The organism is Streptomyces sp. NPDC029041, assembly GCF_040637515.1.
In the GTDB taxonomy this organism is placed as follows: Bacteria; Actinomycetota; Actinomycetes; order Streptomycetales; family Streptomycetaceae; genus Streptomyces.
The window spans coordinates 18,071-44,825 of sequence record NZ_JBEZWO010000021.1 but is presented as its reverse complement, the minus strand read 5'-3'; the positions used below and the strand labels follow the sequence as shown (position 1 = coordinate 44,825).

The following is a 26,755-nucleotide window of genomic DNA, read 5'->3' as shown; positions in this document are numbered from 1 at the left end:
CAAAACCAGCCGACATACTCGCCAACTCGACCATTCCGCGCGATCTTTCATCAAGGTGGGTGGGGTGATCAAGACCGTTGTGCGCGCCCTTGGGGCTGCTGCTCTCGCTGTCCTGTCCACCCTTCAGTCCGCCACCGCCCGCGCCTTCGGTGGGCCCGAGGGCCGCGAGCAGTTCGCCACCCGCATCCACGCCCGCTACAGCGTCAACGCCTGGCGCATGCTCGCCCCTGAGGTCCACCCGGCGCCGAAGTCCACCAAGCGCCACGGCCGTGCCCATTCGTCATCGGCGGCTCCGCCCGCGAGACCCTGTCTGACTTCCTGTGGGGGGAAGCTGATGCATTTACGTGCTGGAAGCACGTCGTTTCGGCGTGCCCGGAGAACGCACAGAACCGCTCTCGTCGCGGCGATCACCACGGCCGCTGTGGTGATCGCCGCGGCGCCTGGTCTGGCGGCTGCACCGAAGCCGGAGCTGCCGGAGCCGGAAAGCCCGTGGACGAAGCCGACCAAGGTGGAAGCTCCCGCAACACCGGCCGGGTCGGTCAAAGCACCGGACTCGGAGGCTGAGGCCAAGCCGTCCGCCGAAGTGGCGGCTTGGCGGGCAGCGCAGAAGACTCGCGCGACCAGCGGGAAAGCCAAGAATTCCGCGTCCCGCGCGGCGACCGCAGCCGAGGCCACACCCTTCGTTCCGGAGGGCCAGGGCGAGGTGCCGTGGCACCGCATCATCGACACGCGCCTGAATGACGCGCTGGTGGCCCGGGTGAACGTGTCCAACGGCAACCTGATGCTCGCCGCGACGGATTTCGACATCGCCGGTGTGGGGCAGAAACTGCAGCTGACCCGGACGTACAACTCCCTGGAAGCGCCGTGGGGGAAGGTGTCGCAGCGCTGGTGGCAGGCGTATGAGCGCTACCTCCAGTTCGGTGACGGGGAGGTGGTCGTCCACGACGCCACGGGCGAGGCCCTGCGGTTCAAGAAGACGTCTACCGGCGGTTACACCACGCCGACGGGCTACTCCAAGGACCTGAAGAAGAACCCGGACGGCACCTACACGCTGACCGACCGGAAGTCGGGCTCGAAGGACACCTTCGACGAGCACGGCACGCTGACGAAGGTCACGGACAAGAACGACGGCACGATCACCGTCGACCAGCACGACGAGGGCAGCGAGCACAAGGGCTTCAAGCTGACCGAGACCCGCTCGGGCCGCTGGATCGACCTGGTCAAGACCAACGCCAGCCAGTGGCAGGCCAAGGACCACACGGGTCGCACGGCCGTGTTCGACCTGGACCCGGCGGGCAACCTGGCGAAGGTCACCGACACCGACGGCAAGGCCACGGCCTACGCGTACGACTCCTCACGCCGCCTGACCAAGGTGACCACGCCCGAGGGCACCGTCACCCTGTTCACCTACGACGCCCACAACCGCGTCAGGTCGATGCAGCGCGCCACCGAGGTGACGAGCGGCGGCCACGTCGGTCCGACCTGGCGCTACGACTACACGGCCGCCACCCCCTCCGACGCGGGCACCACCACAGTCACCGACCCCGACGGCGACGCCACCAAGTACCTGCACAACGCGGACGGCGAGGTCACCAAGGTCACCGACCCCCTCGATCACTCCCGGCACTCCAAGTACACCAACCACCTGCTGCAGACCGCGATCGACGCGATGGGCACGGGCGCGGACGGCACCGGCGGCAACACCACGACCTACGGCTGGGACGGCCGCAACAACGCCATCTCCCAGAAGCTCCCACTCGGCGCCACGGCTTCGGTGACGGCCTACCAGACGATCGCCGGGACCGACCTGCCCAACGACTTCACCAGCGCGGACGGCCGCAAGGACACCTTCAAGTACGACACCAACGGCAACACCATGTCGGTGACCACGTCCGGCACCGCCGGAGGCACCCGCGAGTACACCTACAACAAGGACACCCCGACCTGCGGCGGCTTCGAGGGTCAGCGCTGCACCGCCAAGGACGCAGGCGGCAAGGTCACCTCCTTCGAGTACGACACCAAGGGCAACCTCAAGACGGTCACCCCGCCGACGCCCTTGGGTAAAACGAACTACACCCACGACGCGCTCGGCCGAGTGGAGACCGTCACCGACGGACGCGGCATCAAGACCGTCTACACCTACGACAACCGCGACCGCGTGACGAAGGTGTCCTCCACCAACGCCACGGTCACCTACTCCTACGACGGCGACGGCAACGTCAAATCCCGCACCGACGCCTCCGGCACCACGGGCTGGGACTACGACAAGCTCAACCGCGAAAGCGTCCGCACCCTGCAGAACGGCGCCCAGACCGCCCTCGCCTACACCCCGGGCGGCGACGTCGACTACTACACCGACCCGACCGGCAAGACCGACTACACCTGGGACAAGGCCGGCCGCCTGGACTACCTGACCGCCCCGGACGGCAAGAAGACCGACTTCGACTACAACGAGAACGACAAGCGCACCAAGACCGTCTACCCCGGCGGCACCACCCAAGCCGTCGGCATCGACGACAACGGCCGACCCGAAAGCATCAAAACCACCTCCGGGACGACGACGCTGATCGACCTGACCTACAGCTACAAGAACACCGCGGGCAAGGACACCACGAAGATCCGCACCCGCACCGACAACCTCACCAAGTACAAGACCACCTACGACTACGACTCCCAGGACCGCCTGCGTTACGCCCTGGAAGCCGACTCCGCCGGCACGCGCAAGGCGTCGTGGCTGTACTGCTGGGACAAGGCCGGCAACCTCACCAGCCAGGACGGCACGAAAAACGCATGCCCGGGCGGCACCACCTACATCTACGACGACGCGAGCGAACTGACTGGCAAGAACGGCTCCACCACCGGCTGGTCCTACGACAAGCTCGGCAACGAGACGGCAGGCGCGAGCACCACCGCCCGCACAAACGGGGCGTGGACGGACCACAGCCAGCTCTCCGGCGTCACAGCGGGCGGCAAGAGCTACGACCTGGTCCACGCCGGCACGACCAACTCCGAGCGCGCGAAGCTGGGTTCGACGTGGTTCCACCACACCGCGCTCGGCCTGGCGTCCACGACGACGAACGGCGTGGACACCGGATTCATCCGCGAACCGGCGGGCACCTTGAACTCCATGACGACTGGGGGGAAGTCCTACTACTACCTCACCGACGCCACGGGCAACGTACTCGGCCTCGTCGACGACACGGGCAAGCGCACGCACACCTACGCCTACGGCCCCACCGGCCTGCCCCGCGGCACCACCACCGAGGCAGTCCCCCAGCCCCACCGCTACACCGGCGCCTACCTCGACCCCACAGGCCTCTACAAGATGGGTTACCGCTACTACGACCCCACCCTCGGCCGCTTCACCCAGCCGGACCCGTCGGGGCAGGAGACCAACGCATACCTCTACGCGGCCGGCGACTTCATCAACAACAGTGACCCGACAGGACTCTTCAAGATCGGGGCATTCCTGGAGGGAACGGGTGCCGCCCTTGCCGGCATTGCCTCCGGTATCGGGGCGGTCGCGGCTGCGCCGGGATGTACCACAGTCGTTGGGTGCGCCCCCACCATCGCTGCTACCGGCGGTGCCTTGACCGGCGCTGGAGTGGCAATCCAGAAGTATCAGGAGGCGTTTGAGTGAATCAAGCCAGTAAGAAGACAGCCGCAGTGCTCGCCATCGTGCTTCTGGCAGGTCTGGCCTTCGTGGTGTCAGCGTGGACAGGTTTCAGCGTTGCCCGCGTTCTGATCATCGAGGGCATCGCCCTTGTGGTCGTCGGCAGCTTGGTCTGGCTGGCAGGGCGACGGCGAACCTAGACGACTGCGACGCGGCCTCGGCGATACTTTCCGTCGAGGCCGCTGGCCGTTCGTGGCCGATGCCCGAGGTCAACTCGGCCCGGAGGGCAGTAGATCGATCGCGGCGAGAGCAGAGATCAGGGCCCCTGGCCGAGGGTTGTGTCCAGCTCGTCCTGCGTGGCCCCGGTGGTGCTGGTGATCAGAGCCCGGAATTCGCGCCAGTGAGCCGTTTTCAACCTTGGTTTGAGCGAGCCGTTGCCACACCCGCACATCCCCACGCGCGCCGTAGCACGGCTGAAGGCGTGGTGGGCGCAGAAGAAGGCAACGTCGATCGTCCGGGACTGGCACGCCCTCTACCAGGGCAACCCCCGACCCGCAGAAGGAGCGCTCGTGTCTGAGAACTGCTGCGCCTGCTGCGCGACACCACCAAGCCCGTGGAGCCGCAGAAGATCGCTGTCTCGATCGACCCGTCCGGCGGCGGCCGGGACATCGCCGGCGTCATCGGCGGGTTCCCCGGCGACGACGGCCGCGTGTGGGTCACCGACGACGTATCGGCCCCCAACGTAGTGCCAGGGGTTCCAGCACTCCGAGACCCTGATCACCTGGGCCGCCATCACCCTCATGACCAGGCGACTCGCCCGGAAAGGCGCAACCCCCAGCTGGGCGAGGAAACCGGCGCCGACCAACTGATCACCCGCCCCGCCTACGCGCAGCCGGGCTGCTCGGACAACCATTGCGTTGCCGCGTCCAGGACGGGATCTTTGCTTCCTCCGCGCCCGAGGTTGTCGACGACTGGCTGGTCAGGCGGTATGGGGCTGTCGTATGCGCGCCCCGCGCGGTCGGCGTCCTTCACCTCTGTCAGGTTGAGGATCGCCCCGTCGGACAGTGAGCTTTTTCAGCGTGGCCACTGATCGGGTGACGGGATCGATGCCCGCAACGCGTGAGGCTCCCGTGCCGTTGGGGGAGGTGTTCGAAGTCGCAACCCGAAGGCACAGGAGCCGCGTTGGTTCCGTATTCTGCCGCACTCGACCTGCCTCACGCCCTGGTCGAGTGGGTCACGATGCTTATCGTCACCCGCGAGGGTGACCGCCGCTGCAAGCTCCCACCGCACCAGCGTGCCCTGGTCGGCCTGGTGTACCTGCGCCGGCACCACACCCTCGCCCAGCTCGCTGCCGGGTTCGGTATCTCCGTCGGTACCGCCCACGCCTACACGACAGCGGTCGTCGACCTGCTTGCCGACCGCGCACCTGGCCTGCTGCGCGCCCTGCCCGAGGCCAGCCCGGACTACGTCCTGCTCGACGGCACCCTCGCGGAGTGCGACCGGGTCGGCGACAGCCGGGCCGACTTCTCCCACAAGCACCGCCGACACGGGGCAAACGTGCAGGTGGTGACCGATCCCGTCGGGCGGCTGCTGTGGATCTCGCCGGCGCTGCCCGGCCGGGCACACGATCTCACTGCGGCCCGCGCCCACCGGATCATCCGGATCTGCGAGCGCCAGGGCGTGCCCATCCTCGCCGACCGCGCCTACAGGGGAGCCGGTCCCTGGGTGACGACACCCCTCCGACGCCCTCCGGGCCGCGACCCACGCCGACCCAGCAAACCGTCAACCGCGCGCTGTCCAGAGTACGGGCACCGGTCGAGCGCGGCGCCGCGCGACTGAAGTCATGGCGGATCTTCCGCAGGTCCCGGTGCAGCCCGAATCGAATGTCGTCAATCGCCGCGGCCGTCCTCACTCGGGAGCGGCAGCGCTGAACGAGCTCAGTGATCCGATGCGGCTGGCGGTGCGTTGGTGGAGGTAGGCGGCGTGGGCCGGGAGGGTTCCGGGTTTGTGCTGCTGGAGGTCGAGGGCGTCGGCCAGGCCGGTCTCATGCTGCTGGCTGTCGTCGTGGTCGTTGGCGTGGGCGTGGGTGCGGATGTGCTGCCAGGTGTGGTCGTTGAACGGCTGGTGGAGGTGGTCGCGGTGGATCCAGGAGATTTCGGTGAGCTCGCCGTCGGGCAGGCGGATCCAGATCTGGCGGACGTCGTGGGGGTTGTAGTGGATTTCCATTTCCCGCCCCGGCCGGCGACGGGGGAGGCCTGGCCGCGGTACGGGGCGAGGAGATCGTGGTCGTAGGTGCGGTGGTGGATGGTGATGCCGGCGGGGGTGATGGCCTGCCAGCGCACGGGCAGCAGATCGAGGCAGTCGCTGCCGGTGAGCGGGACGGGCACGTACCCGGCGACGGCGACGAGCGCGGCCCACATCTGGTTCGGGTGAGGGCCTTTTTCGGCGTCATCGGGTGGCGCAGGCCTGCGTGGGGCCGGTGGTGGTAGTGCACCAGCCATTCGTCGAGCAGGTCCTGGAGCTGGGGGACGCTGTAGCAGGTGTCTTTCTCGGTGTCGGGGCCGCGGCGGGTGACGTCGGATCCGGTGCAGCCGGGCGGGTGCTGGCAGAACAGGGCGTTGATGGTGCCGAAGGTCCGCTCGACGATGCCTTTGGCAGTAGGGGCGCGGGGCGGGGTGGGCTGGACGCTGATGCCGAGGTGTTCGCAGGCGGCGGTGAACGCGGCGGAGACCCGCCGGCTGCCAGCGGGGGAACGCCCCTCGGCATCTCCGTGCTGTGACTGTGATGTGCGGGGAACTAGCGAGAGGGTAAGGGGAGTTGGGGATACACGAACGTACGGAGGCATGAGCGGCGGGAGCGGCGCGAGCGGTACGGCTGCGGCTGCCGGGGGAGGAGCGGGGGGTGCGTTTCACACTCGGCGTACAGGCGGCGAGCGGCGACCACGCGAGGGCCACGGACGACTTGTACGACTGGCTGCGTCAGGATCCCGAACTGCGCGGCCTGGTGCGGCGCGACCTCGCGGATAGCGCGCCCGCGGGAGCGATGGGCGGTGCCTGGAGCGAGCTGCTGACCCTGCTACTCGCCCCCGGCGGCCCCACCGCGGCGGCGGGCGCCGCTCTCGTCGTCTGGCTGCAGAACCGGCGGAGCAATGTGACCGTCACCATCAACCGGCCGGACGGCACCCAGCTGGTGGTCGCCTCCGAGAAGGTCCGGCCGCTGACCGCGGAGGGCACCGGCGAGCTCGCCCAGCGGGTGGCGGAGGTCCTGCGGGAGCCCTCGGCCCGGGAGACGGACGAGCGGGAACCGGCCGGAGAGGACCCGACCGGAGAGGACCCGGCCGACGGAGACGGCTCTCACCGGGCCCAAGGGGCACGCTGACCATGCCGTTAGGGGGAGGGTCCACGCAGTCAGGAGGAGGGCCGGACCTGACGGGGCCAGGCTGTCACGCGGTCGTGGTCGGCACAGGCCGCCACCCGGGGGACCGGCTGCACGATCTCCCCGCGGCCGTGCCATCCGCCGAGGCGCTGGCCGAGACGTTGCGCACCCACTGCGGCATGGGCGACCGGGTCCGCGTGCTGACGAACCCCGCGTCGCCGAGCGACGTGCTGGAGGTGCTCGCGGAGGCCATCGACCGGGCGGCACCCACCGAGGAACGCCCCGAGAGCGGCATCGTCGTCTTCTGCTTCGTCGGCCACGGTTTGCGCGGGCCCGGCGGACGGCTGTATCTGGCGACGGCGGCGACCAAGTCCCTCACGGACACTGCCCACGCGGTGCCCTACGCGGAGATCGAGCGCTATCTCGACGACGCCGCCGCGGACCCGGTGCTGATCCTCGACTGCTGCTTCGCCGGGAATGCCCGGGAACCCGGCCGCGCCCCCGCCCCGGACCCGTTCGGCGCGTCCCGCCCCCAAGGCAGCTATCTGCTCGGATCAGCCCAGCGCAACACCCTGGCCTATGCCCCCGAGGGCGCCGAGTACACCCTGTTCACGGGGCGTCTGCTGAAGCTGCTGCGGGAGGGCGACGCGGGCGCCGCCCGCCTGCTGACGCTCGGCGGGGTCTACCGCCTGCTCGACCAGCGGCTCCAGGGCGAGGCGGCCCGCCCCCACGGCGGCGGCACCGCCCGCATGGCCGAGCTGGTCCTCACCGCCAACCGCCGCTATCCCGCGCGGTCCGCCGCGGACGGCCCGGCGGCGCCGGACGACGACGCGGACGCCGTGTGCCCGTACCCGGGCCTGCGCCCGTTCCTGCCCGAACAGCACCACCTCTTCTTCGGCCGCGAGGAGATGACGGAGCGTCTGCTGGCCAGGGTCGCGAGCATCCGGCCGGGGGAGCCGCTGGCCCTCATCGGCAACTCCGGCGTCGGCAAGTCGTCGCTGCTGCGGGCCGGACTGAGCGTGGCGGCCCAGCGCGCCGCGCTGGGACCGGTGTGCCTGGTGCCCGCACCCGGAGCGCGGCCGTTCCGGCGGCTCGCCGAGGCGTGGGCGCAGGCGGTGGGCCGCCCGGTGAGCGAGGTCGTACGCGATCTGGAACAGGGCCGGTTTCCCCGCCCCGAGCCCGGGGCGGGCGGCGGGCCGGTGCCGGGGGTACTGGTCGTCGACCAGCTGGAGCAGTACTTCACGCACGGTGCGGACGAGGCCGAGCGCGCCCGGTTCGCCGCCGCGCTCACCGCGACCGACGGTCCGCGCGTCGTGCTGGCGCTGCGCGCCGACTACCACGGCGACGTCCTCGGCGACCCGCACCTCGCCCCGTTCGCGGAACGCGACCACTTCGTCGTCCCGGCCCTGAACGAGGCCGAGATCGAGGCGGCCATCGTGGAGCCCGCCCGGTACGCCGGACTGGAGTGGGAGGCGGGCGTCCCGCGCATCCTGCTGCGCGAGGTGAACGAGGAACGGCGCGGCGGACGCACCGGCGACGCGGCGGCCCTGCCGTATCTGGCCTACGTCCTCCAGGAGATCTGGCTGCGGCGGCGCGGCACCACGCTCACCTACGCCGCGTACCAGGAGGCGGGCGGCATCCGTGACGCGGTCGCCCGCGCCGCCGACCGGATCCACGACGGCCTCAACGAGGACGGCCGGCAGCGGCTGCGTGCCTTGATGCTCGCCATGGTGCAGGTCGCCGACGGCGAGGGCCGGCTGGTGCGCCGCCGGACGCCGCGTGAGGAACTGACCGGCGCGCAAGACCTGCTGCGGCTGCTCGCCGACGCCCATCTCGTCGTGGTGGACGAGGGCGGCGGGGCGCAGCTCGGGCACGACTCCCTGCTGTACGCGTGGGAGCGGCTGACCGGTTGGATCGAGGAGGCCCGCGGCGATCTGCTGCGGCTGCGGCGGCTGACGGCCGCGGCGGAGGGCTGGGACGAGGGCGGACGCGGGCCCAGCGGCCTGTGGCGGGGCTTCGATCTGCGCGAGGCCCGCGAGCTGGCCGCCGGCGGGACGGCCGGGGCGGCACCCGTACGGCAGGTGGTCCGCGACTTCGTCGCCGCGAGCGACGCCGCCGAGTGGCGCCGGCGCCGGGCTGTCCGGGCCTGGGTCTCCGTACTGTCGGTGCTGACCCTGGTGGCGGCCTCCCTGGCAGGCTGGGCGTTCTACGAGAACGGGCAGGCGGCGAACCGGGAGCGGACCCTGATCGCCCGCGAGCTGGCGGGCCGCGCCGACCGCATCCGCGACCGCGACCCGGGCACGGCGCTGAAGCTCAGCCTGGCCGCGTACCGCACGGCCGAGACCCCCGAGACCCGCTCCAGCCTCTACGCGTCGGCGATCACCCTGACCCCGGTCCACCTCACCCCCGAGGAGCCGCACCGCGAGGTCATCATGAATCTCGCCTACCGCTCGGACGGCAAGGCGCTGGCCGCGAGCCACCAGGACGGCCGGGTGCAGCTGTGGGACCTGACCGATCCCCGGCGCCCGGCCGAGGGGGGCCGCTTCCAGGTGAAGGGCCCGTCCGCCCTCGCCCACCACCCCCGCAAGCCGCTGCTGGCCGCGCAGACGGGTACCGAACTGACCCTGTGGAACACCGCCGACCCCCACCGGCCCAAGCGGCTCGCACGTCTGCCGGTCGATGGGAGCGAGGCGACGTTCAGCGTGGCGTTCAGCAGGGACGGCCGGACCCTGGCGTCCGGAAGTGACAAGGGCCGGCTGCGGTTGTGGGACGTCTCCGACCCGGCGCGCCCGGAGCTGCGTGCGCAGCGCACGGTGGCCGACGCGGAGCTGATCTCCCTGGCATTCACCCGGGACGGACACCACCTGATCACCGGTAACGGCAACGAGCCGGGCTCGGACGGGCGCTCCGCCCAGGTACGGCTGTGGGACCTGACCGACCCAGACCGGCCCGTCGTACGCGACACCGAACGGGCCGACTCGGTCATGTCCGTCGCCGCCCACCCGCGCCGCGACCTGGTCGTCTCGAATGGGGGCGGCGGGAAGACGGCCTGGTGGAAGGTGGTGGACGGGCGCCAGCTGCGGCGCGTGTCAGCCGAGGACTACAGCGACAGCTGGGGCGGCTACGACGGCATGCCGCAGCTCGCCTTCAGCCCGGACGGCAGGTTCCTCGCCGGGGCGGACCGCGACGCCGGCGTACGGCGGCTCAGGGCGACGGCCAAGACGGCCGAACTGGCGGAGATAAAGCCGGAACTCGCTGGACTGTCCGCGGGGCAGCCGGTCCAGTCGGTCGCCTACAGCCCCGACAGCCGCTATCTGGCCGCGGGCGAGGCGGGCGGCGAGATCCGGCTGTGGGCCGACCACGCCTGGGCGCCCGCGTTGCCCGGCTATCTGCCGCCTCACGAGATGAGGGGTACGAGCCCCATCAGTGCCGACGGCAGGCTGCTCATCACCAGGGAGGGCCACGAGCGGGACGACGCCACGACCACCCGGATCTGGACCATCGGCGACAACGGCTCGGCGAAGCCGCGCTACACCCTGCCGGAGGGCTGGGAGGCGAACTGGTTCCTGACCGGCCGGGGCGGCGACCCGGTCCTGCTGGCCCACCACTGGGCGGGAGGACTGGACCACACCCTCGAATTCTGGCAGTTCGGCGCCGAGAGCCCACCCCGCAGGAGCACGAGCATCCGCTACACCGCCAGCGTCCCGCACTTCGCCGTCAGCCCCGACAACCGGCTGCTGGCCGTGGGCTCGCCGGAGGAACCGGCCATCGCCCTGTGGGACATCAGCGACCCCGCGAAGCCCGTCCACCGGGCCGACATCCCCGCGCGGGCGGACGGGGATTCCTTGGAGACGGGAAGCCTGTGGTTCGCGGGCCCGCACACGGTAGTGAGCGTCGAGGACGGGTGGCACTTTCGGCTCTGGGACGTCTCCGACCCCCGCCATCCCCGTAAGGGCGGAATGATCGAGGACGCGGCGCTGAGCAAGAGCGCCTCCTATGACGACGCGTCCGAGCTGCTCATCACCGAGGAGCCCGGCGACACGATCCGGCTGCACGAACTCTCCGAGCCCGCGCGTCCGGAAGAGGGAGCCCGAATCCCGGCCGCTCCCGGGAGCTACTTCCCCGCCGGGAAGGACCAGCTCGCCTCCGCGGTCGCCGACGGCACGATCGAGTTCTGGGACGTGTCCGACCCACGCAATCCGAGGAAGAAACACGAGACCGTACGCCTCGACCGCGCCATCGAGTCCCTCGACCTCACCCCTGACGGCCGCCACGCCATCACCGGCCACCCCTACCGCATCTGGTCCCTGGGCAGCGACGGCCGCTGGGTGACCCCGGAGTTCGCCACCCTGGAGGGAGCGGACTCCGTCCGGCTGCCCTCGGGCGGGAGCTGGCTGGCCGTCACCGCCAAGACCGACGCGTCAGGACTGACCAACGGGGAGAACACCTACATCCTCGACTACGACACCGACCGTCTCTACCAGGCCATGTGCCGCTCACAGCCCGTCAGCCTGTCGGAGGATCGCTGGGAGGCGCTGTTCCCGCACCTGGAGCACCGCGTCTCCTGCGCCGAAGGGGAGTGATCACCTACGCGCCTTCTGGCCGCGCCTGATGCAGGGGACGTCCTGAACGGCGTTCGGTGCAGTCGGTGTGCGGGAAGATGTCGATCTCGCCGAGACGTGCGCTGCCGCGGTCTCCCGGTCGGGGTAGGACCAGTGCCTCGGCAGGAGGACGATCACGTCGTAGGCGTCGAGGGCGTCGGCCACCGCCGCCGTGAGCGGGCTGCGGTCGGTGTGGGGGAGGCCGCGCTCGCTCTCCTGTGATGGCGGGCCTCCCACATGCAGGTGTGGCGTCTCAGGAGGCCAGGGCCGTCCGGCGAGGCCCACAGCGTGCTGGTCGTCGGCTCCGGCGGGGTGGCCGGCTCGATCTCCTTCTTGTGGCGGCCCCGGCGGCGACCACGCCGCTCATGGTCCAGCGCCAGTAGTCCTCGGCTTCCTCGAGGAGCAGGACCCGCTGTCCGTTGTGCGCCCAGGCCGCCGCGATGCCGCCGGCCAGGTGGTGGAGGTTCCCCGAGCGCTCGGCCACGAACCGCAGGACGTGCGGCGCATCGCCGGTCGTGGCGCGGCGCAGGGCTTCGATGGGCGTTGTCACGTTGGTGGGTGCGTGACTCCCTAACGGTGCGTCGGGGCAGGGTGAGCTTGGGGGCCGGGCCTGTGGTCAGGCCGTGGTGGGCCGGTCGGCAGCGCCGGTGATGTGGTCCCAGATCGCGAAGCGGATGCTCATCTCGGCTCGGTGGGCGGCAGCGGTCATCAGGTGGCGGCGGGGCCGGAAGTGGGGCGAGATGCCGCTGAACGCGGACAGGAACCGCTGGGCTCCGCCCACGGAGCGGAAGCCCTTCATCGCGCGTTCGCGCTGCCTGATCGGCTGGTGGCTGTTCTCGGCCCGGTTGTTCAGGTACTTCGACTGCCGGTGCTCGGCGGAGGGCATGACCTCGCGGTGGGCCGCGCTGTAGGAGCGGAGCTTGTCGGTGACGATCACCCGCGGTACCGTGCGAGTCTTCTTCATCAGGCGGCACAAGAAGCGCCTGGCCGCGGCCTTGTCCCGACGGTCCTGCACGAGGATGTCCAGGACGTTGCCCTCCTGGTCGACGGCCCGTCACAGGTACCGCTGCTCGCCATTGATCTTGATGAAGACCTCGTCCAGGTGCCACTTGTCACCAGGCGCAGACTGCCGGCGGCGCAGCGCGCTCGCGTACTGCTGACCGAACTTGGCGCACCAGCGGCGCACCGTCTCATAGGAGACGGCGATCCCGCGCTCGAGCATGAGCTCCTCGACCTCGCGGAACGACAGCGGGAAGCGGTGGTACAGCCACACGCAGTGGGAGATGACCTCGACCGGGTACCGGTGCCCCTTGTACGACAGCGACACGGCCCCCACGAAACGACCCCTCCCAGGCTGATCAACCAGAAGATCATCCCACCCGGTCAACCAACGTGACAGCGCCCACGGGTTGCGTCGCACTTTGCGTGTAGCGGTGCGACAGGCCTGAGGAACGCCTCCTTGCCCACGATGACGCAAGTCCGGTAACTTTCTTTCGTTGGGTGTGTTGTGACAAGCACACCCAGGACCGAAGTCACCACCGTCGTCGAGGAGTTCCTCCATGCTGCACCGCGCTCGGCCGCGTGCCGCCGTGTTACGCCACGCGCGGGGGATGCCGGCTCGACTCCGATCGAGTTCCTGTTCCTCGCCACCGGCGGGATCGTCTGCGGAGCTGCCGTCTGCTTCGTCGCGATCCGCGCGAAGGCTAAGCCCGATGCCTTCGTAGCCGGACGCCCCGCGCCGCCCTTACTTCCCGACTTCACCATCCCGTGGGCGACGATCGGTCTCGCGGCCGGCGCCGTCGCGCTCGGAGCCCTGATCACGGTGGTCGTGGCGGCACGGCGAGCCGTATCCCGGGCACGCCAGGCCGCGCGGCGCCGCCGCGCAGCCCTCGAGACACACCACGACCGCGTTCTCGAGGACCTCGGTGTCCGCCTCGTCGTAGACCTGGCCCACCACCTCCTGGACGAGCCGGAGCTGTTCGAGGCCTTGACGGCAGCCCAGGACGCGCGGACCCGCGACGACGATCACTATCGGGCTGCTCTCCGCACTCTCGAAGCCCAGTGGAAGGCCACTACCGCTGACCTCACGGCCACCCGTACCGCATAGCCCACCTGCCCCCCGCTCGGAACACCGACGCCGGCGCCCTGCCCCACCGACCAGGAGAGAACGATGATCAGCGCCGGACGCCGGAAGTACGCCCAGACCAGCGACGAGCTCGCCAGCGCGATGGGCATCAGCATCGGCACCTTCCGCAACAAGCAGCCCTACAATGCCAAGGACTTCCCGCGCGCGATCAGTTCAGAAGACGCGCGGGTGAAGCTGTGGGACAGCCAGCAGACCGCTGCCTACCTGGCCGGCCGTCCCATCCCTGCCGTTCCGGAAGAGGACGACGACCAGGACCTCCTCGACCGCAACGAGGCCGCCGCCGAACTCGGGGTCGCCCCCAAGACCTGGGACGACTACAAAAAGCACCCCCAGATCGCCCCCCACCTGATCAAGGTCAAGGGTGTGGAGCACTGCCCGCGCGGCATCGTCAAGGCCTTCCGGACGGCCAAGGGCACCAGCACAGACGCCGGACCCAAGGGCCGCCCCAAGGGCAGCGGCGACATGGTTCCGCGCGACGAGATCCCCGCCCGGGTCGGCGCGCTGCTCGACGAGGATCCGGCGGCCACCATCGCGGCAGTCCAGGACCGCGTCGGCCTGTCCTACGCCGCGGCCGCGCGTGCCCTGCCGCGGCTGCGGGGAGAGAGGATCGCCGACTTGCTGCAGGCCGAGCCGGAGCTGACCCCCGAGGCCGCCGCCACCCGTCTCGGCTACCCGACCGCGGTGCACCGCACGGCCCTCGCCAGCGCCGTCACTGAGCTGCGCGCCCGCCAGGTCCAGCCGTACCTGCAGCGCGTCGCCGACGTCCTGGTCGGCGCCGGCCTGGCCGAGCAGCAAAACATCGTGGTGCGGCGCCTGGAGGGCGACGTGCTCGCGGCCGCCGTGTCGCTGAGTGGCTCCGGGGCCCCCGCCCTGGTGTGGGACGAGCGCTACGGCTGGCGCACCGCCGTCAGCCGGCGCCACCCCATCGGCAAGGAGACCGGCACCTCGCCGGAGGGCGACGGCATCCGCTACCTGAGCGAGGAGCAGCAGCCCGAGCCTGCCGAGTTGCTCGCCGCGCTCACCGATGGCCGGCGGGGCTCTCGGCAGCCCAAAACGATCCACCCGGCCGGCGCCGCTCTGCACGGCTGAACTGACAGCCGGCCTCCATACGGGAACGGCCGAGGGCGGATCGCTTCGGGGCATGGGCCACCAGGACTCTGGTGGCCCGGGCCCTTCACCGTTGCCGCCTGCCTGCGTTCAGCGGCGCGGGACGTAGGTGTCAGGCCCCTCGCCGGGGTACAGCGCGACCCTGCGGGCGAGTTCGGGAGCGAGATCCTGCGGTGAGACCGCGCAGGGCTCGCCGTAGCCTCGCGCCCACTTCATCGCCGCTCGGCGCGTGCGTTCCCTTCGGAGCAGTCCGTCTTGCCCGGTGTGCACGAACCTGTCGCACCGGCCCCGCGCCGACAACCGGGCGCGGCGGATTGCTGTCGGCTGCAGCCACACGCTCGGACCCCTCTCAACCTCTCGGACGATCGCAAGCGTCGTGCTCCGATCGGAGCCCTGTCAAACCACGGCACGGTGGTAGGAAGACCTGCTGACGTGCCAATTCGCGTGAAAAGCAAATGCGTCCCCCTCCCGCTGGTGATGATAGTGCGGTATATTTCTCTTGCGGGTTTCGTGGCAGAGCCCACCACCGAAGACAGGTACATCCCAGGGAGACTCCGTGCTGAACACGATGAAGAACACCGCCCGCCAGCCGCTCGCCGACACCCTCACCGACCTCCGCCGCGCTATGGACGAGCAGCGCGCCTTCGTCATCGCGTACGCCGACGCAGACGAGGCCCCGTCCATCCGCACCATCGAGATCCACGACATCATCACGGGCGGCGACGACGGAGCCGTCTTCGTTCAGTCCATGGACCTCTGTCGTCAAACTGCTGCTGGCCCTGGACTTCCTGTGGGACCGGTGCCCCGGCTACACCATCCCCGAGGCCGACCTGGCCCGGCTGGATCCAATGCTGCGCAGCAGTGACGACGCGGCAGCCAGCCACTACTGGGCGACGTGCGGCGGCTCGGCGATCATCGACCGGATGTCGGCGCGGCTGGACCTGCGCGACACCGCGCCACCGCCCGCCGGTCACGAACGGTACTGGGGCTACACCGCGCTTTCGGCCCGGGACACCGTGACGATCTACCGCCACGTCCTGGAGAAGGCGCCCGCACCCGTGCGGGACTTCGTCATGGACAGCCTGCGCCGCTCGACACGCCGCGCCTCGGACCACTTCGACCAGCACTTCGACATCGCCGGGGCGTTCGAGCGGCCCTGGGCGGTGAAGCAGGGCTGGTCGGGGGCGTTCGCGGCGGGCGCACAGGCCGCGGCGGGACCGGCCGCCGCCCCCGTGCCGGTACCGTCGCGGACGTGGATCTCACGCGCCCGCGCCGCACACCACCGGCACGGTGGGCGCGGACGACCGCGCGATCACGGCCGTGCTGACGCTGCATCCGGTGGGGATGTCGTACGGCAAGGCGTACACCGACCTCGGCCGGCTCACGCGGTCGCTGAGCGTGCCGGGCGCGGTGCTGCCCGCGGGGACGTGGCACGGCACCCGGGGCGAGTTCGTGCACGTCCGCGAGGGCCCGTCCACGGGAGACGCCCTGATCGAGCAACTCCCGGCCGGTGTCGAGGTGTTGGTCGGGGCCGGACCCGTGGCCAGGTGGTCGCCGTGCCGGCTTGCAGCGGCGAGTGGTGGGCCTTCCTGCCTCAGTACGGCGGGTACATCTCCACCCCCTGCATCGACTCGCCGGGCAACCGGCTGCCGGACGTCCCGGAGTGCGGCTCGCCGCGGCCGTGATGTGTCAGCGCCGGGCGTCGAGGGCCTCGGCGATCCGTAGAGCGCATCCCTTCTTGACGAGGTAGTGGGTTCCGGTGTGCGGGGAGCTTCCGTTGTCCACGGTGACCGGCTTGGCAGTCATCTCGGTCCGGCGGTCCGGGTCGTGGTGGTGCGGATCGGGGAAAAGCTTCGTGTGGTCATGGTGCGCGGCGACGATGTCGTCCGGATCCGCGAAGTTCGCCCAGCGGCGCAGTCCCGTCGGGGGCCCGTAGGGCCGACGCGCCAGCTGACGGCGGACGGGGTGGATGCCGAGCGGAGAGCCGAGGGTGAGGAGGAGTTCGGGCCCCTTCCTGTGGCCGGCGTCCGCTCGCTCCCAAAGCGCCTCGTAGGCGACGACGCAGCCGAGGGAGTGCCCGATCACCACCTTGGTGCCCGCGTCCAGGTACTTGTGCACCCGGTCCAGCACGTCGCGTCTGATCCGCGCCTCACCGAAGTACCGGGAAATCTGGCGGACCGGCGGCTTGGCGGCGCCGAGCGCCGACAGGGCCGCGTCGCCGAAGTACGGCAGGCGCAGCAGAGCGTGGGTCACGGCGCGGGTCGCGGACCTGACTCCCATGGGCTCCGGCGGGGTCCCGCGGAGCCTGTCCAGTTCCCGCGCGGCGATGGCACGCTGTCCGGGATCCGTCGACCTGGTGGCGGCGTTCTCGAGGACGTACCGCGAGGTCGCTTCGTCCCGGAGGATGAGGCGCCGCTCGATCTCCTGTTGTTCCTCCGCGGTCAGCCCCTCCCCCTCCGGGGAGAGGAAGACGTCCCCGTAGAAGGCCATCCGGACATCGACGGCACCCGGCAGACCACGGTGCCACACGCTCGTCGCGAGGTCCTCCCGGCTGATCTTGGTGAGTCCGTGCGCCAGGGCGGACAGCCACTCGGACTCCAGTGTCCCGGCGACACTCTGTTCATGGTCGATCCCATGTACGAGGACGATCTCGGCCATGTGCCCTTCCCCCCTTGGTGATCGCGCCCGCGTCGCCAACCCGCTGACACACCCCATCCTCACATGGCAGGCTTCCTCCCATGGGGGAACGGCGGTGTCTGCTGGTGGGGTCGCAGTGCGACACACAGGAGCACCTCTCGCGTCTGGGCCGGGCGGTCACCGATCTCGACGCGGTGTTCCGGGACCCGGCCCTGGGCGGTTGCCGGCCGGCTCTTCCCGACGGCACCTCGCTCCTGCTCGATCCCGACGCCTCCGCCCTGGAGGAGGGCCTGCGCACCGCCGTCGCCCGGGCCTCGGCGGACGGCGCGACGCTGTTCGTCGCCTTCACCGGGCACGGATTCGCGACCGCTTCAGACTTCCACCTGATGACCCGGAAGTCGTCGGTCGGCAAGCCGGAGTCGGCGTACGCGCTCGGGAAGTCGTTCACCGACCTGCTCCTGGAACATCCGCACCTCGACGGGCTCGTCCTGGTACTCGACGCCTGTGAGTCCGGGCACGTCCTGACCGTGCTTGGGGACGTCTTCAAGGACATCGCCCGAAGCACGGGGAAGCGATTCGAGGTGCTCGTCTCCACCGGTACCGGCGCCGCGTTCGCCTGCGCCTTCACCGCGGCCCTCGCCCGGCTCATGCGCAGCGGGACCGGAACGCCCCGGGCCTTCCTCACCGCGCACTCGGCGCTGCCCCTGCTGTGCGGGCAGCTACGCGCCCAGCACCCGTCCCATCGGGTCTACGACCGCGGAACCGAAGTCTCCTACAACGACCCCTCGTTGTGGCTGGCCCTGAACGCCTCACGGGCCCGCCGCGGCATCGAGCAGCTGGCCGACCTGCTCACCTGGTACCGGCCGACCTCCGGGGCCGACACGCTGGCCGGGCAACTCGACGGCCATCGCGCCGTGGCGGTCACCGCGCCCGCCGGCCAGGGCAAGTCGGCGTTCGTCGCCTCGCAGGCCGCGCAGCACGACGCGGTGGCCGTCGTGACCGCTGCGACGACGCCCGAGACCCTCGCCGAGGAACTGGCCCGTGACCTGCGCCGACTGCCAGGTTTCCCGGCGGCTGTCAGCACGTTCCGGCAGACCACGCCCGACGCGGCGCTGGCCGGCCTCGACGCGCTGCACGCCCAGGTCCTCGGCCCCCTCGCCCTCCTCGGGCAACCGGTACGCGTCGTCGTCGACGGGCTCGACCAGTTGAGCGCCACCGCGCACGATCCGGTGCTGGCGGGTTTGGACGACCTGGCGTCGGATCCGCGGCTGGAGCATGTGTCCCTCCTGGTCACCGCACGGACCGGGACGCGACTGCCGCACGGTGCCCGGGAGTTCGCCCTCGGCACCGCCACCCGCGCCGAGCTGGCCTCCTACCTCACCGAGCGCGGGGTGCCCCCGCACCTGCACGCGACCATCCTGGACCGCGCCGACGGCAACTGGCTGGCCGCACGCACCTACGCGGACGTCGCCGGCGCTCTGGAAACGGCGGACGACCTGCCGAGCTCCCTCGGCGCGGCGTTCGACCGATCCCTCGATGCGGCGAGGACCCGTCCGGACCGGGGCGACCCGCTCCTCGACGCGGTGCTGACCGTACTGGCGGCCGCGGGTCCGGGGCCCGTGCTGCCGATGTCCCTCCTCATGGAGGCCGTCCGCTTGCTGGCGGGACCGGAGCCCGCCCACTTGGTGCGAGACGTCCTGGTGCGGCTCCAGGGACTGCTCGTGCGCTCCGCAGCGGGCACGGACGAGGAACTCGTGGGCTTCTTCCACGCCCTGCTCGTCGAACACCTCACCTCGGGTGACGACCTGGACCTGTTCGAGGACCTCATGGGCCCACCGGAGCCGGACGGCACCGAGGAACCGCTGCCCCCGTCCCGCCGGGTCCGCGTGACCGACGGGCACGGCGCGCTGGCCGATGTGCTGCACGCCCGGGTGCCACACCAGACACAGGGTCACGGGACCCAGCCGTTCGACTACGCCCTGGCAGCGGAGCCCGAGCATCTGTGGCGGGCCGGCCGGCAAAAGGCCGTACTGCACGGGCTGCAGTGCCGCACCGCGGCCCGCCCCGCCGACAACCTGGCCCGTTGGAGTGCGTGGCTGCCACGCCTCACCGACGCTTTCGGTGAGCGGAGCGCGGAGTCCCTGACGGCCCGTCACCAGCTGAGCGGCTGCACCGAGGCGACGGGACGGCCGGCCGAGGCGCTTGCCCTCGCACGCCGACTGGCCGACGACTGCCGGGCGGCGCTCGGACCACGTCACACCGCGACGCTCGCCGTGCGCCACGACCTCATCCGGTGGGACGACGGGGGCGACCTCGACGAGCGCCTCGAGCAGGCTCACGCGCTCGTGTCCGACGTGCAGCAGGTCCACGGGCCCGCGCACGCCGACACGCTCGGAGCCCAGCAGACCGTCGCCTGGCTGATCGGCACGCGGGATCCGGCCCTCGGCCGGACCTACCTGGAGGAGATGCTGCCCACCGCCACCAGGGTGCTGGGGGCCGGTGACGCGCGCGTGCTCCTGCTGCGGCTGAACATCACCTACCGCCTGAAGCAGGAAGGCAGGCAGGAGGAGGCACGCAGCGCCCTCGCCGAACTCGTGCCCGAGATGGCCGCGCGCCTTCCGGCACACGACCGGCACGTCCTCACGGCCCGGGCCAACCTGGTCGAGCTCACGGCGGAGTGCGGGCGCCACGAGGAGGCTCTCGCCCAGTCGGCGGAGCTCGTGTCCGCGATGGAGCGGGTCTACGGCGACGAGCACCCCGACGTCCTCACGGTCCGCAGCAACTACGCCGTGCACCTGCTGCGCGCACACCGGCGGTCCGAGGCCCTCGCCCTGCTGCGGCAGGTCGCGAACGACCAGACGCGGGTACTGGGCCCCACGCACACCATCACCCTGGCCACGCGTGCGTTCCTCAACCGGCTGGATGGAGGCTGACCCCTTTGCCCGACGCATCTGCGCCCGACGCATCCGAGCCCGCCGCGCAGGACCTCTCCGAGCAGAGGGCCCGTCTGACGGCCAGTATCAAGCTGGCGATGCGACCACACGGCGGTAAACGCGACTCGCTGCTGCACAACGGCAGCACGATGGCAGCCATGGCCGCCACGACGGTGGCGACCGTGCTGCCGGTGGACTACTCCACCTGGGCCCGTGTGGCGGCGGGCGTGGCCACGTTCCTCATCGCGGTGGCCCGCGCCCTGGACTTCGGCGCACGCTGGCGGTGGCACCTGAACATGCGCTCGCGCTACGCCGTCCTGCTCGACCGGGTGGACCAGGCGGCCCTGCTTCCGGCCGGCGAACAGGCCGGGGCTCTGCACCGGATCTACGAGGACCTGTTCAAGGTGCGGTCTCTGGAACGGGGCATCCCCGGGGTGAGCGCGTTCAGCAACTCACTGCCCGGCGGTTCATGAGGAGGGCCCGGTGTGGGGCTGAGCGAGCCCATACCAGTACCGGGCCTCGTCCCCGTCTCCCTCCGCGGACGCCACGTCGCCCAGCAGCGACAGCACGGCCGCAGGCAGCGGATGCTGAGCGGGCCCGGGCGGCTTCGCCGCCTCGGTCGTGGCGACGGACTCCTCCAGGGGGCGGAGGCCGGGCCGGGCCTGCGCCGGTTCGTCCTCCTCGGACACCTCCGGAGCCCACACCTCCCGGGCGCGCTCCCGCTGCCCCATGCTGAGCAGCAACTCGGCGAAGTCGTAACGGGAGGCGGACTCCGTCTCCGGATCGCCGCACGCGATGGCCTTCTCGAACCACGGACAGGCCTCCTCCGGCCTGCCGTCCGCGACCAGCACCTGCCCCAGCAATCGGAGTGCCTGCAGGCGGTGCTCGCCGTCATCGGAACGGGCCAGCGGCAGCAGGACCTCCTCCGCCTCTCGCAGCAGGCGCATACGGAACAGAGTGCTGCCCAGATACCGTCTCGCCAGCGGTTCGACGTCCGGGTCCCCGGTGTCCAGCGCGTCGGACAACAGACGCCGGGCCTCTTCCAGTTCGTTGTCGGAACGCCGTACGACGCCGAGCAGGGCGCCAGCCCGGGGCGCGGTCTCCGGATCCGCCACGCTGAGCGCGCCCTCGAGGAGTTCCCCGGCGGCCTGTACCTCGCCGATGTCCAGCAGGTACTCGCCCATGCCGAGGTAGGCCACGGCGATCGCCTCCGCGTCGCCCGAGCGTTCCACGCCGAGCAGGAGTTCCTCGGCGGCCGCGGTGGATCCTTCACGCAGCAGGAGCACGCAGAGGTAGGCGCGGGCGACCTCGGTGACGTCCGAAGGCTGGTCCTCGACCACGGACCGCAGCAGTTCCCGGGCGTCGTCGTTCTCTCCGTCGTCGAGCAGGAACTTCGCCAGCTGGAACCGGGCCATCTGAGCCACGGGCACCTCGCCCGTCTCGCCCGCCTGCCGCAGGTGACGCAGGCCCTCGGCGCGTCGGCCGCCGTGCACGTGGACCATGCCGAGCAGGGTGGTCGCCCAAGCCACGGCGGTGGCGTTGTCCGACTCGGCGACCACACGCAGCAGGCTCTCCGCCCGGGAGAAGTCCTCGTTGTCGGCGAGCATGACGGCGAGGTCGAGCCGGGCGATCAGCGACCACTCGCCGTGACCGGAGTCGATCGCGGCGCGGTAGGCCTCCTCGGCCTCCCTTACCCGGCCCTCAGCCGCCAGGATGTCACCGAGGATGTCCCCGGCGCGCGGCGCCTGCTCCGGGTGCCCGGAGCGCATCACCTCTGTCAGCAGTTCCCGTGCCCGGGTCGTGTCCGGCGCCTGGGCCGCGAGCAGGGCGGCCAGGTTGATGCGGGCCAGCTGCGTCCAGTCCCGGTGCCCGAAGCCGATCGCGACGCGGTAGGCCTCCTCGGCCTCCTGCGCGTGGCCTTCGGCCGCCAGGAGTTCGCCCAGGATGTCCGCCGCGCGCGGCGCCTGCTCCGGGTGCCGGGACCCGGTCACCTCCGCCAGCAACTCCCGCGCCCCGTCCAGGTCGTCCTGCTGGGTGGCCAGTACGAACGCCAGGTCGACACGGGCGGTGTGGGCCCAGTCCGGGTGGCCGGAACCGACCGCGCGGCCCAGCCATTCCCGGGCGGCTCCGGCGTCCTCCTGGGCGGTGTACCACTCGCCGAGGACACAGGCCGCCCGCGGTCCTTGGTCGGGGTGTCCCAGCTCGGCCACCTCGCGCAGCAGGGGCAACGCCCGTGCGTCGTCACCTTGCTGGAGCAGTGCGATGCCGAGGGCGACCTGGGCGACCGGGACGAGCAGCGGATGCCCGGAGCGCAGTACGGCCTCCAGCATCTCCTCGGCCTCCGCGTACCTGCCCTGCAGGATGTACAGCTCGCCGAGTCCCGACTGGGCCTGCGGGGCGGCATGGTATCCGCCGCTGTCGGCCGCCGATTTCAGCAGTTCCTCGGCTCGGTCGAGCTTGCCCTGGTGGGCGTAGATTCCGCCGAGGTTCACCGAGGCCAGAGCGGTGATCTGGCCGGCGATCGACTCTCCGAGGGCCCGGGACAGGGCCCACGGCTGCTCCCCGAGCTCCGCGGAGTCGGCGCGGGCCGCACCCGCTCCGGCGCCGGGCTTGACCCGCTCACGGCCCGTCCGTCCGGCCGCTCGTACGTTGCGCGCCTCACCGGTCACCACGCGAAGCCACTGGGTCTGGGCCAGCGTCGTCACCTCGGCGTCCCCCGCCGCCAGTACCGCTTCCAGCAGTTCCTCGGCCCGTTCCGCCTCGCCCTGTTCCGCCAGCAGCCGGGCGAACCCGACCTGGGCCATCTGCGAGACCTGCGGGTCCCGGGAGGCCACGGCGGTCTCCAGCAGGGCTCGCGCCCGCGTGCGGTCACCGGTGACCATGAGCACCCCCGCCAGGTCGACCTGGGCCAGCGGGACCACGCCCTCCACTCCCGAGGAGGCCGCTGTGTCGAACAGGGCCGCCGAGCGCGCGAAGTCGCCCTGGAAGAGGTGTATCTCACCGAGCATCAGCGAAGCCCAGGCCGCGCTGTCCCGGTCTCCACTGGTCTGCACGACCTGCTGGAACATCCGCTTGGCAACCTCCGGCTCCTCGCGCATCAGGGCCACGTACGCGCTGTGCAGCAGGTCCGCGGCGGGCCGGCGTTCGGCGAGGTGCTCCCAGGCGAGGAGGGGCACGGCGGCGGACGGGTCGTCGGAGCGGGTGTCCAGGTACTCGGACAGGTAGGGCGACCCGGCGTACGCGGGCCCGCCGTCCGGGCCGGGGACGCGGTGCAGCAGGGCGATGCCGCCGGCGACCGGTTCGCGGGCCCAGGTCAGCCCGGTCAGGTACAGCTCGTCGTCGGCGTCGAACTGCGGTTGGTGTGCACCGAGGTAGGCGCCGAAGAGCTCGCGCAGCACCGTCTCGGGGACGGGCTCGGTCATGCCCATCCGCTGCCAGTCCGTGGCCGCCTTCACCAGGGCCCAGCCGGCGGGGCAGCTCTCGGCTCCGTCGGCGAAGCGCTGTTCCAGGGCGGGGGCGGCCACCATGAGTTCGCCGATGCCGCGGGCCGCGAAGTCCTCGCCCGGATACAGGTCCCGGGCGACCGCGGTGTCCGCCGCCCCCAGCCGCGACGGCAGTTCGACGGTGCGCGCCTTGCCGAGAACGGTCCGGGACACACGGCCGACGTCGTTCTCCATGGCCGTCAGCGCGGCCCGTTGCTTGGCCGGGATGGTGGCGACGACGGTGACGGCGGGGTGCCGGCGCGTCAGCCGGTCTAGGATCTGCAGGTCCAGACCGCCGGGCCGCAGGTAGCGGTGCAGGTCGTCCAGCCAGAGCACGCTCGGGTCCTGCCCGGTCGGCAGCGTCAGCCGGCTGAGGTCGTCCAGTGCCCGCTGCTCCGGGCCGTCGGGACGCGGCACGATCAGCCGGGCCCCCGGAGACGTCCGCAGCAACGCCTCGTACAGGGTGCGGGACTTGCCGGCCTTGGAGCGGCCGGCCAGCACGACGAACCGGGACTCGGCGAGGGCGGCGTCCAGCTGCCCGTCCTGCGGATGCCGCGGCACGTAGGGTGCCTCGCCCGGACGGTTGCTGTACTTGGATCGCGAGACACCGATGTCGTACGGGTCCACCTCGTCGATCCGGGGGATCCGCCCGTCCCCGGCCAGCGGGATCCACAGCAGGCTCTCCAGCCGGTTGCGCAGTTCCCCCGTCGTCGCGTCGCGTACCTGCGCGGCGAGCGGGGGCCAGTACCGGACCAGCGTCTCGACCTTGATGGCGTAGGCCGTGCGCCGGTCGACCTTGGACACGGAGTCACGGGCGACGAGCATCCCCACCACGCCCTGGCTGTTCATGTCCCACACCGGGGATCCGGAGAAGCCTTGTTCCAGTGCCCATCCGGTGTGCGGGCTCGCCTCCACCTGCAGCCACTCGCCGCCGGCATGGCCGATGATCTCGCCCCGGACGGGGACACCCTGGCGGGGATGCTCCTTGGGGTAGCCGTACGCGCGGAAACGGTGGTCCCAGGTGCCGGGGTCGGTGGTGCGCAGCGGGGCGGGCTCGGCTTCTGCCGGTGCCGGGGCACCGAGTTCCAGCACCGCTATGTCCCCGGAGTCGGACCCGGTGGCCGGGTGCCAGCCGTCGGGCACGACGGTGGCCGGGATCGCGCCGTGCTCCTGGGCGTACTGGAACTCGACGTACACCGGATCGTCGGGCACACCGAGCGCGCTGCCCGGCCGTACGACGTGCGCACAGGTCAGCACGTGGTGGGGGGTGACCAGCAGACCGGCGCCGACCGGGTTGTCGTCCCGGGAACGCCGGACGCTCACCAGCCAGGGGGGCCGCTCCCGCACGGCGGACACCGCTTCACTCACCGGGGGTTCGAGCGGGTCCGCTCCACTGGAGCCTGACGCTGAAGTGGCCCTCGAGGGCCGTCCGGGCGACGACGACGCCGGACTCGGCGTTGAGCTTCATCCCGAACTCGACCTCGTACGCGTCCGGAGCGAGGGCTGCAACGGAGTCGACGACCGACCGGAGGGCGGGCCGGACCGAGGCCAGAGCCTCCTCCAAGCGGCGGCCGGCCCGCACGACGCCGTTCGGATCGCGGGAGATGAGCTCGAGTCCCGCGTCGTCGTCCTCCACCTCCACCATCAGCGACGCCCCGTCAGGACCATCGAATCGCACCAACTCGGCCATGAATCCCCCGAATCAACTCCACCGGACGCTGTCCGTGCAGGATAGTGGGGGAACTCCGGCTGCGTGCGGGTTTGCGGTGATACGTCAGGGTCGGCCGGCCGCTTGGTCCGGAGCAGGCCGTGTCGCGCAGCGGCGGAGGCCTTACCAGGAACGACAAGGGTCCGCAGGGGATCCGTTGGGGGGGCATCGTGGACGACAGCAGGCAGGGCATCGCGGACGCTCTGGCCGCCACCGGCACGACCGACCAGGAGGTCGCCCTGCGCGTACTCGGGTACGCCCTGCGGTGGGCGACGGCCGTGATACGCGGGCTTGACGGCGGGGCCGGGGGAAGCCATGCCCTCGCCGCTCTGTACGCGCTGGACGAGGCCTTGGAGAGCGGCCGGGACCTTGCCGAGGCGCTGCCGGGGCTGCTGGCCGCCGCCCGGCCGGGGGACCGGGTGGCGCGCGGCACGGACGAGTTGACGCGTGAGCTCGTGCAGACGGCCGACCGGGTCCGCGGCGAGCGCGAGACTCTGGAGAAGCTCGCGGCCTCGGAGGACACGCTGCGCCGCCGGCTCGCCGAGCACGAGGCGCTGCGTCGGCAGGTGGACGAGCTGCGCCGGCTGGAACGGCTCGTCATGGCGCTGGACGCGCTGCGCGAGCAGCAGCAGATCATCGGCGCACGGCTGGCGGAGCTGCGGGGGCGGGACGCCGGTGTCGACGAGGCGCTGCGCACGAGCAGTGGCGCGCTGGTACGGCTCACCGAGGACCAGCTCTCGGTGCTGGCCCCGCAGACCCGGCAGGTACTGGAACGGGCGGCGACGGCACAGAGCGCGCTGGCCGCGGCGGAACGCGAGTACCAGGCCAGCAGTGAGGAACTGGCCTCGTACCAGGACCGTTTGGAGAACGTCCACGCCGCCCAGGGCGCCCGGCTGGCCTCCCTGAACCGGCACGCCCGGGCCGACCGGGTGCTCGCCCGGGCACTGTGGGAGGCCACCGGTCCGGGCGGCACGACCGCCTCCGCACCGCAGGAGCGTATGACGCCGGAGCAGGTGGAGGCCGTCGCGGACACCATCGAGCGGCGTCTCCGCGAGGCCGACGAGGCCCTCGCCGACGTACTGCGAGAGCGTGAGGAGCAGGACACACAAGGCCGCGACGTCATTCTGCGCACCACCGGCTGACCGGTCCCCCA

16 protein-coding genes and 3 pseudogenes are annotated in these 26,755 nt (G+C 71.4%); 12 read left to right on the top strand and 7 right to left on the bottom strand.

Features of this window, described 5'->3' with window-relative positions; translation table 11 throughout:
* The first annotated feature begins 334 nt into the window (after nt 1-334).
* The 4 genes and pseudogenes from AB0F04_RS35225 to AB0F04_RS35210 all read left to right on the top strand — a co-directional run bounded on the left by AB0F04_RS35225 (nt 335) and on the right by AB0F04_RS35210 (nt 5,544).
* Entirely contained in the window at nt 335-3,640 is a 3,306-nt protein-coding gene (locus AB0F04_RS35225; RefSeq protein ID WP_362049653.1) for an RHS repeat-associated core domain-containing protein, read from the top strand.
* Complete coding sequence (locus AB0F04_RS35220; RefSeq protein ID WP_362049650.1) at nt 3,637-3,813, top strand: hypothetical protein; 177 nt, start codon at nt 3,637-3,639, stop codon at nt 3,811-3,813. The genes AB0F04_RS35225 and AB0F04_RS35220 overlap by 4 nt, the downstream gene beginning before the upstream one ends.
* A gap of 558 nt (nt 3,814-4,371) precedes the next feature.
* Nucleotides 4,372-4,479, top strand: a pseudogene (locus AB0F04_RS35215) (IS5/IS1182 family transposase); the annotation flags it as partial.
* Between the two features lie 316 nt (nt 4,480-4,795).
* Nucleotides 4,796-5,544 (top strand): annotated as a pseudogene (locus tag AB0F04_RS35210) (transposase family protein).
* Here AB0F04_RS35210 and AB0F04_RS35205 read toward each other — a convergent pair.
* Nucleotides 5,522-5,839, bottom strand: a complete 318-nt coding sequence (locus AB0F04_RS35205) for a hypothetical protein (RefSeq protein ID WP_362049647.1) — start codon at nt 5,837-5,839, stop codon at nt 5,522-5,524. The pseudogene AB0F04_RS35210 and the gene AB0F04_RS35205 sit on opposite strands and share 23 nt — an antisense overlap.
* Before the next feature lie 675 nt (nt 5,840-6,514).
* Between AB0F04_RS35205 and AB0F04_RS35200 the strand changes: the two genes are divergently transcribed.
* Complete coding sequence (locus tag AB0F04_RS35200) at nt 6,515-6,991, top strand: hypothetical protein (protein WP_362049645.1); 477 nt, start codon at nt 6,515-6,517, stop codon at nt 6,989-6,991.
* A gap of 74 nt (nt 6,992-7,065) precedes the next feature.
* Nucleotides 7,066-11,571: a caspase family protein gene (locus AB0F04_RS35195; protein WP_362049642.1), complete on the top strand. Its 4,506-nt coding sequence runs from the start codon at nt 7,066-7,068 to the stop codon at nt 11,569-11,571.
* 271 nt (nt 11,572-11,842) lie between these two features.
* Here AB0F04_RS35195 and AB0F04_RS35190 read toward each other — a convergent pair whose 3' ends face one another.
* A complete protein-coding gene (locus tag AB0F04_RS35190; RefSeq protein WP_362049640.1) occupies nt 11,843-12,139 on the bottom strand; it encodes a hypothetical protein in 297 nt (98 codons plus the stop codon).
* A gap of 66 nt (nt 12,140-12,205) precedes the next feature.
* Nucleotides 12,206-12,925, bottom strand: a pseudogene (locus AB0F04_RS35185) (IS6 family transposase).
* Between the two features lie 171 nt (nt 12,926-13,096).
* Here AB0F04_RS35185 and AB0F04_RS35180 point away from each other — a divergent pair.
* The gene (locus tag AB0F04_RS35180) at nt 13,097-13,696 is read left to right on the top strand and encodes a hypothetical protein (protein ID WP_362049637.1); all 600 of its coding nucleotides are present in this window, start codon (nt 13,097-13,099) and stop codon (nt 13,694-13,696) included.
* 63 nt (nt 13,697-13,759) lie between these two features.
* Nucleotides 13,760-14,824 (top strand): hypothetical protein, encoded by a 1,065-nt coding sequence (locus AB0F04_RS35175; RefSeq protein WP_362049634.1) that lies wholly within the window; start codon nt 13,760-13,762, stop codon nt 14,822-14,824.
* Nucleotides 14,825-14,932: 108 nt separating this feature from the next.
* On the opposite strand, the gene AB0F04_RS35170 is transcribed toward AB0F04_RS35175, so the two are convergent.
* Nucleotides 14,933-15,058, bottom strand: a complete 126-nt coding sequence (locus tag AB0F04_RS35170) for a hypothetical protein (RefSeq protein WP_362049631.1) — start codon at nt 15,056-15,058, stop codon at nt 14,933-14,935.
* A 340-nt stretch (nt 15,059-15,398) separates the two neighbouring features.
* Between AB0F04_RS35170 and AB0F04_RS35165 the strand changes: the two genes are divergently transcribed.
* The gene (locus tag AB0F04_RS35165; RefSeq protein WP_362049628.1) at nt 15,399-15,707 is read left to right on the top strand and encodes a hypothetical protein; all 309 of its coding nucleotides are present in this window, start codon (nt 15,399-15,401) and stop codon (nt 15,705-15,707) included.
* Between the two features lie 824 nt (nt 15,708-16,531).
* Here the strand turns inward: AB0F04_RS35165 and AB0F04_RS35160 are convergent.
* Nucleotides 16,532-17,500, bottom strand: coding sequence for a hypothetical protein (locus tag AB0F04_RS35160; protein ID WP_362049625.1), 969 nt, complete (start codon nt 17,498-17,500; stop codon nt 16,532-16,534).
* Between the two features lie 80 nt (nt 17,501-17,580).
* On the opposite strand from AB0F04_RS35160, the gene AB0F04_RS35155 reads away from it, so the two are divergent.
* The gene (locus AB0F04_RS35155; RefSeq protein WP_362049622.1) at nt 17,581-20,412 is read left to right on the top strand and encodes a tetratricopeptide repeat protein; all 2,832 of its coding nucleotides are present in this window, start codon (nt 17,581-17,583) and stop codon (nt 20,410-20,412) included.
* Nucleotides 20,413-20,417: 5 nt separating this feature from the next.
* Nucleotides 20,418-20,885 (top strand): hypothetical protein, encoded by a 468-nt coding sequence (locus AB0F04_RS35150; RefSeq protein WP_159038739.1) that lies wholly within the window; start codon nt 20,418-20,420, stop codon nt 20,883-20,885.
* On the opposite strand, the gene AB0F04_RS35145 is transcribed toward AB0F04_RS35150, so the two are convergent.
* Entirely contained in the window at nt 20,880-25,262 is a 4,383-nt protein-coding gene (locus tag AB0F04_RS35145) for a tetratricopeptide repeat protein (protein WP_362049619.1), read from the bottom strand. The two genes, AB0F04_RS35150 and AB0F04_RS35145, sit on opposite strands and share 6 nt — an antisense overlap.
* On the bottom strand, nt 25,255-25,539 hold the full coding sequence (locus tag AB0F04_RS35140; protein WP_362049616.1) for a CU044_2847 family protein: 285 nt from the start codon (nt 25,537-25,539) through the stop codon (nt 25,255-25,257). Before AB0F04_RS35140 ends, AB0F04_RS35145 begins: the two co-directional genes overlap by 8 nt.
* Before the next feature lie 233 nt (nt 25,540-25,772).
* On the opposite strand from AB0F04_RS35140, the gene AB0F04_RS35135 reads away from it, so the two are divergent.
* Nucleotides 25,773-26,744, top strand: a complete 972-nt coding sequence (locus AB0F04_RS35135) for a hypothetical protein (RefSeq protein WP_362049613.1) — start codon at nt 25,773-25,775, stop codon at nt 26,742-26,744.
* The last annotated feature ends 11 nt before the right edge of the window (nt 26,745-26,755 follow it).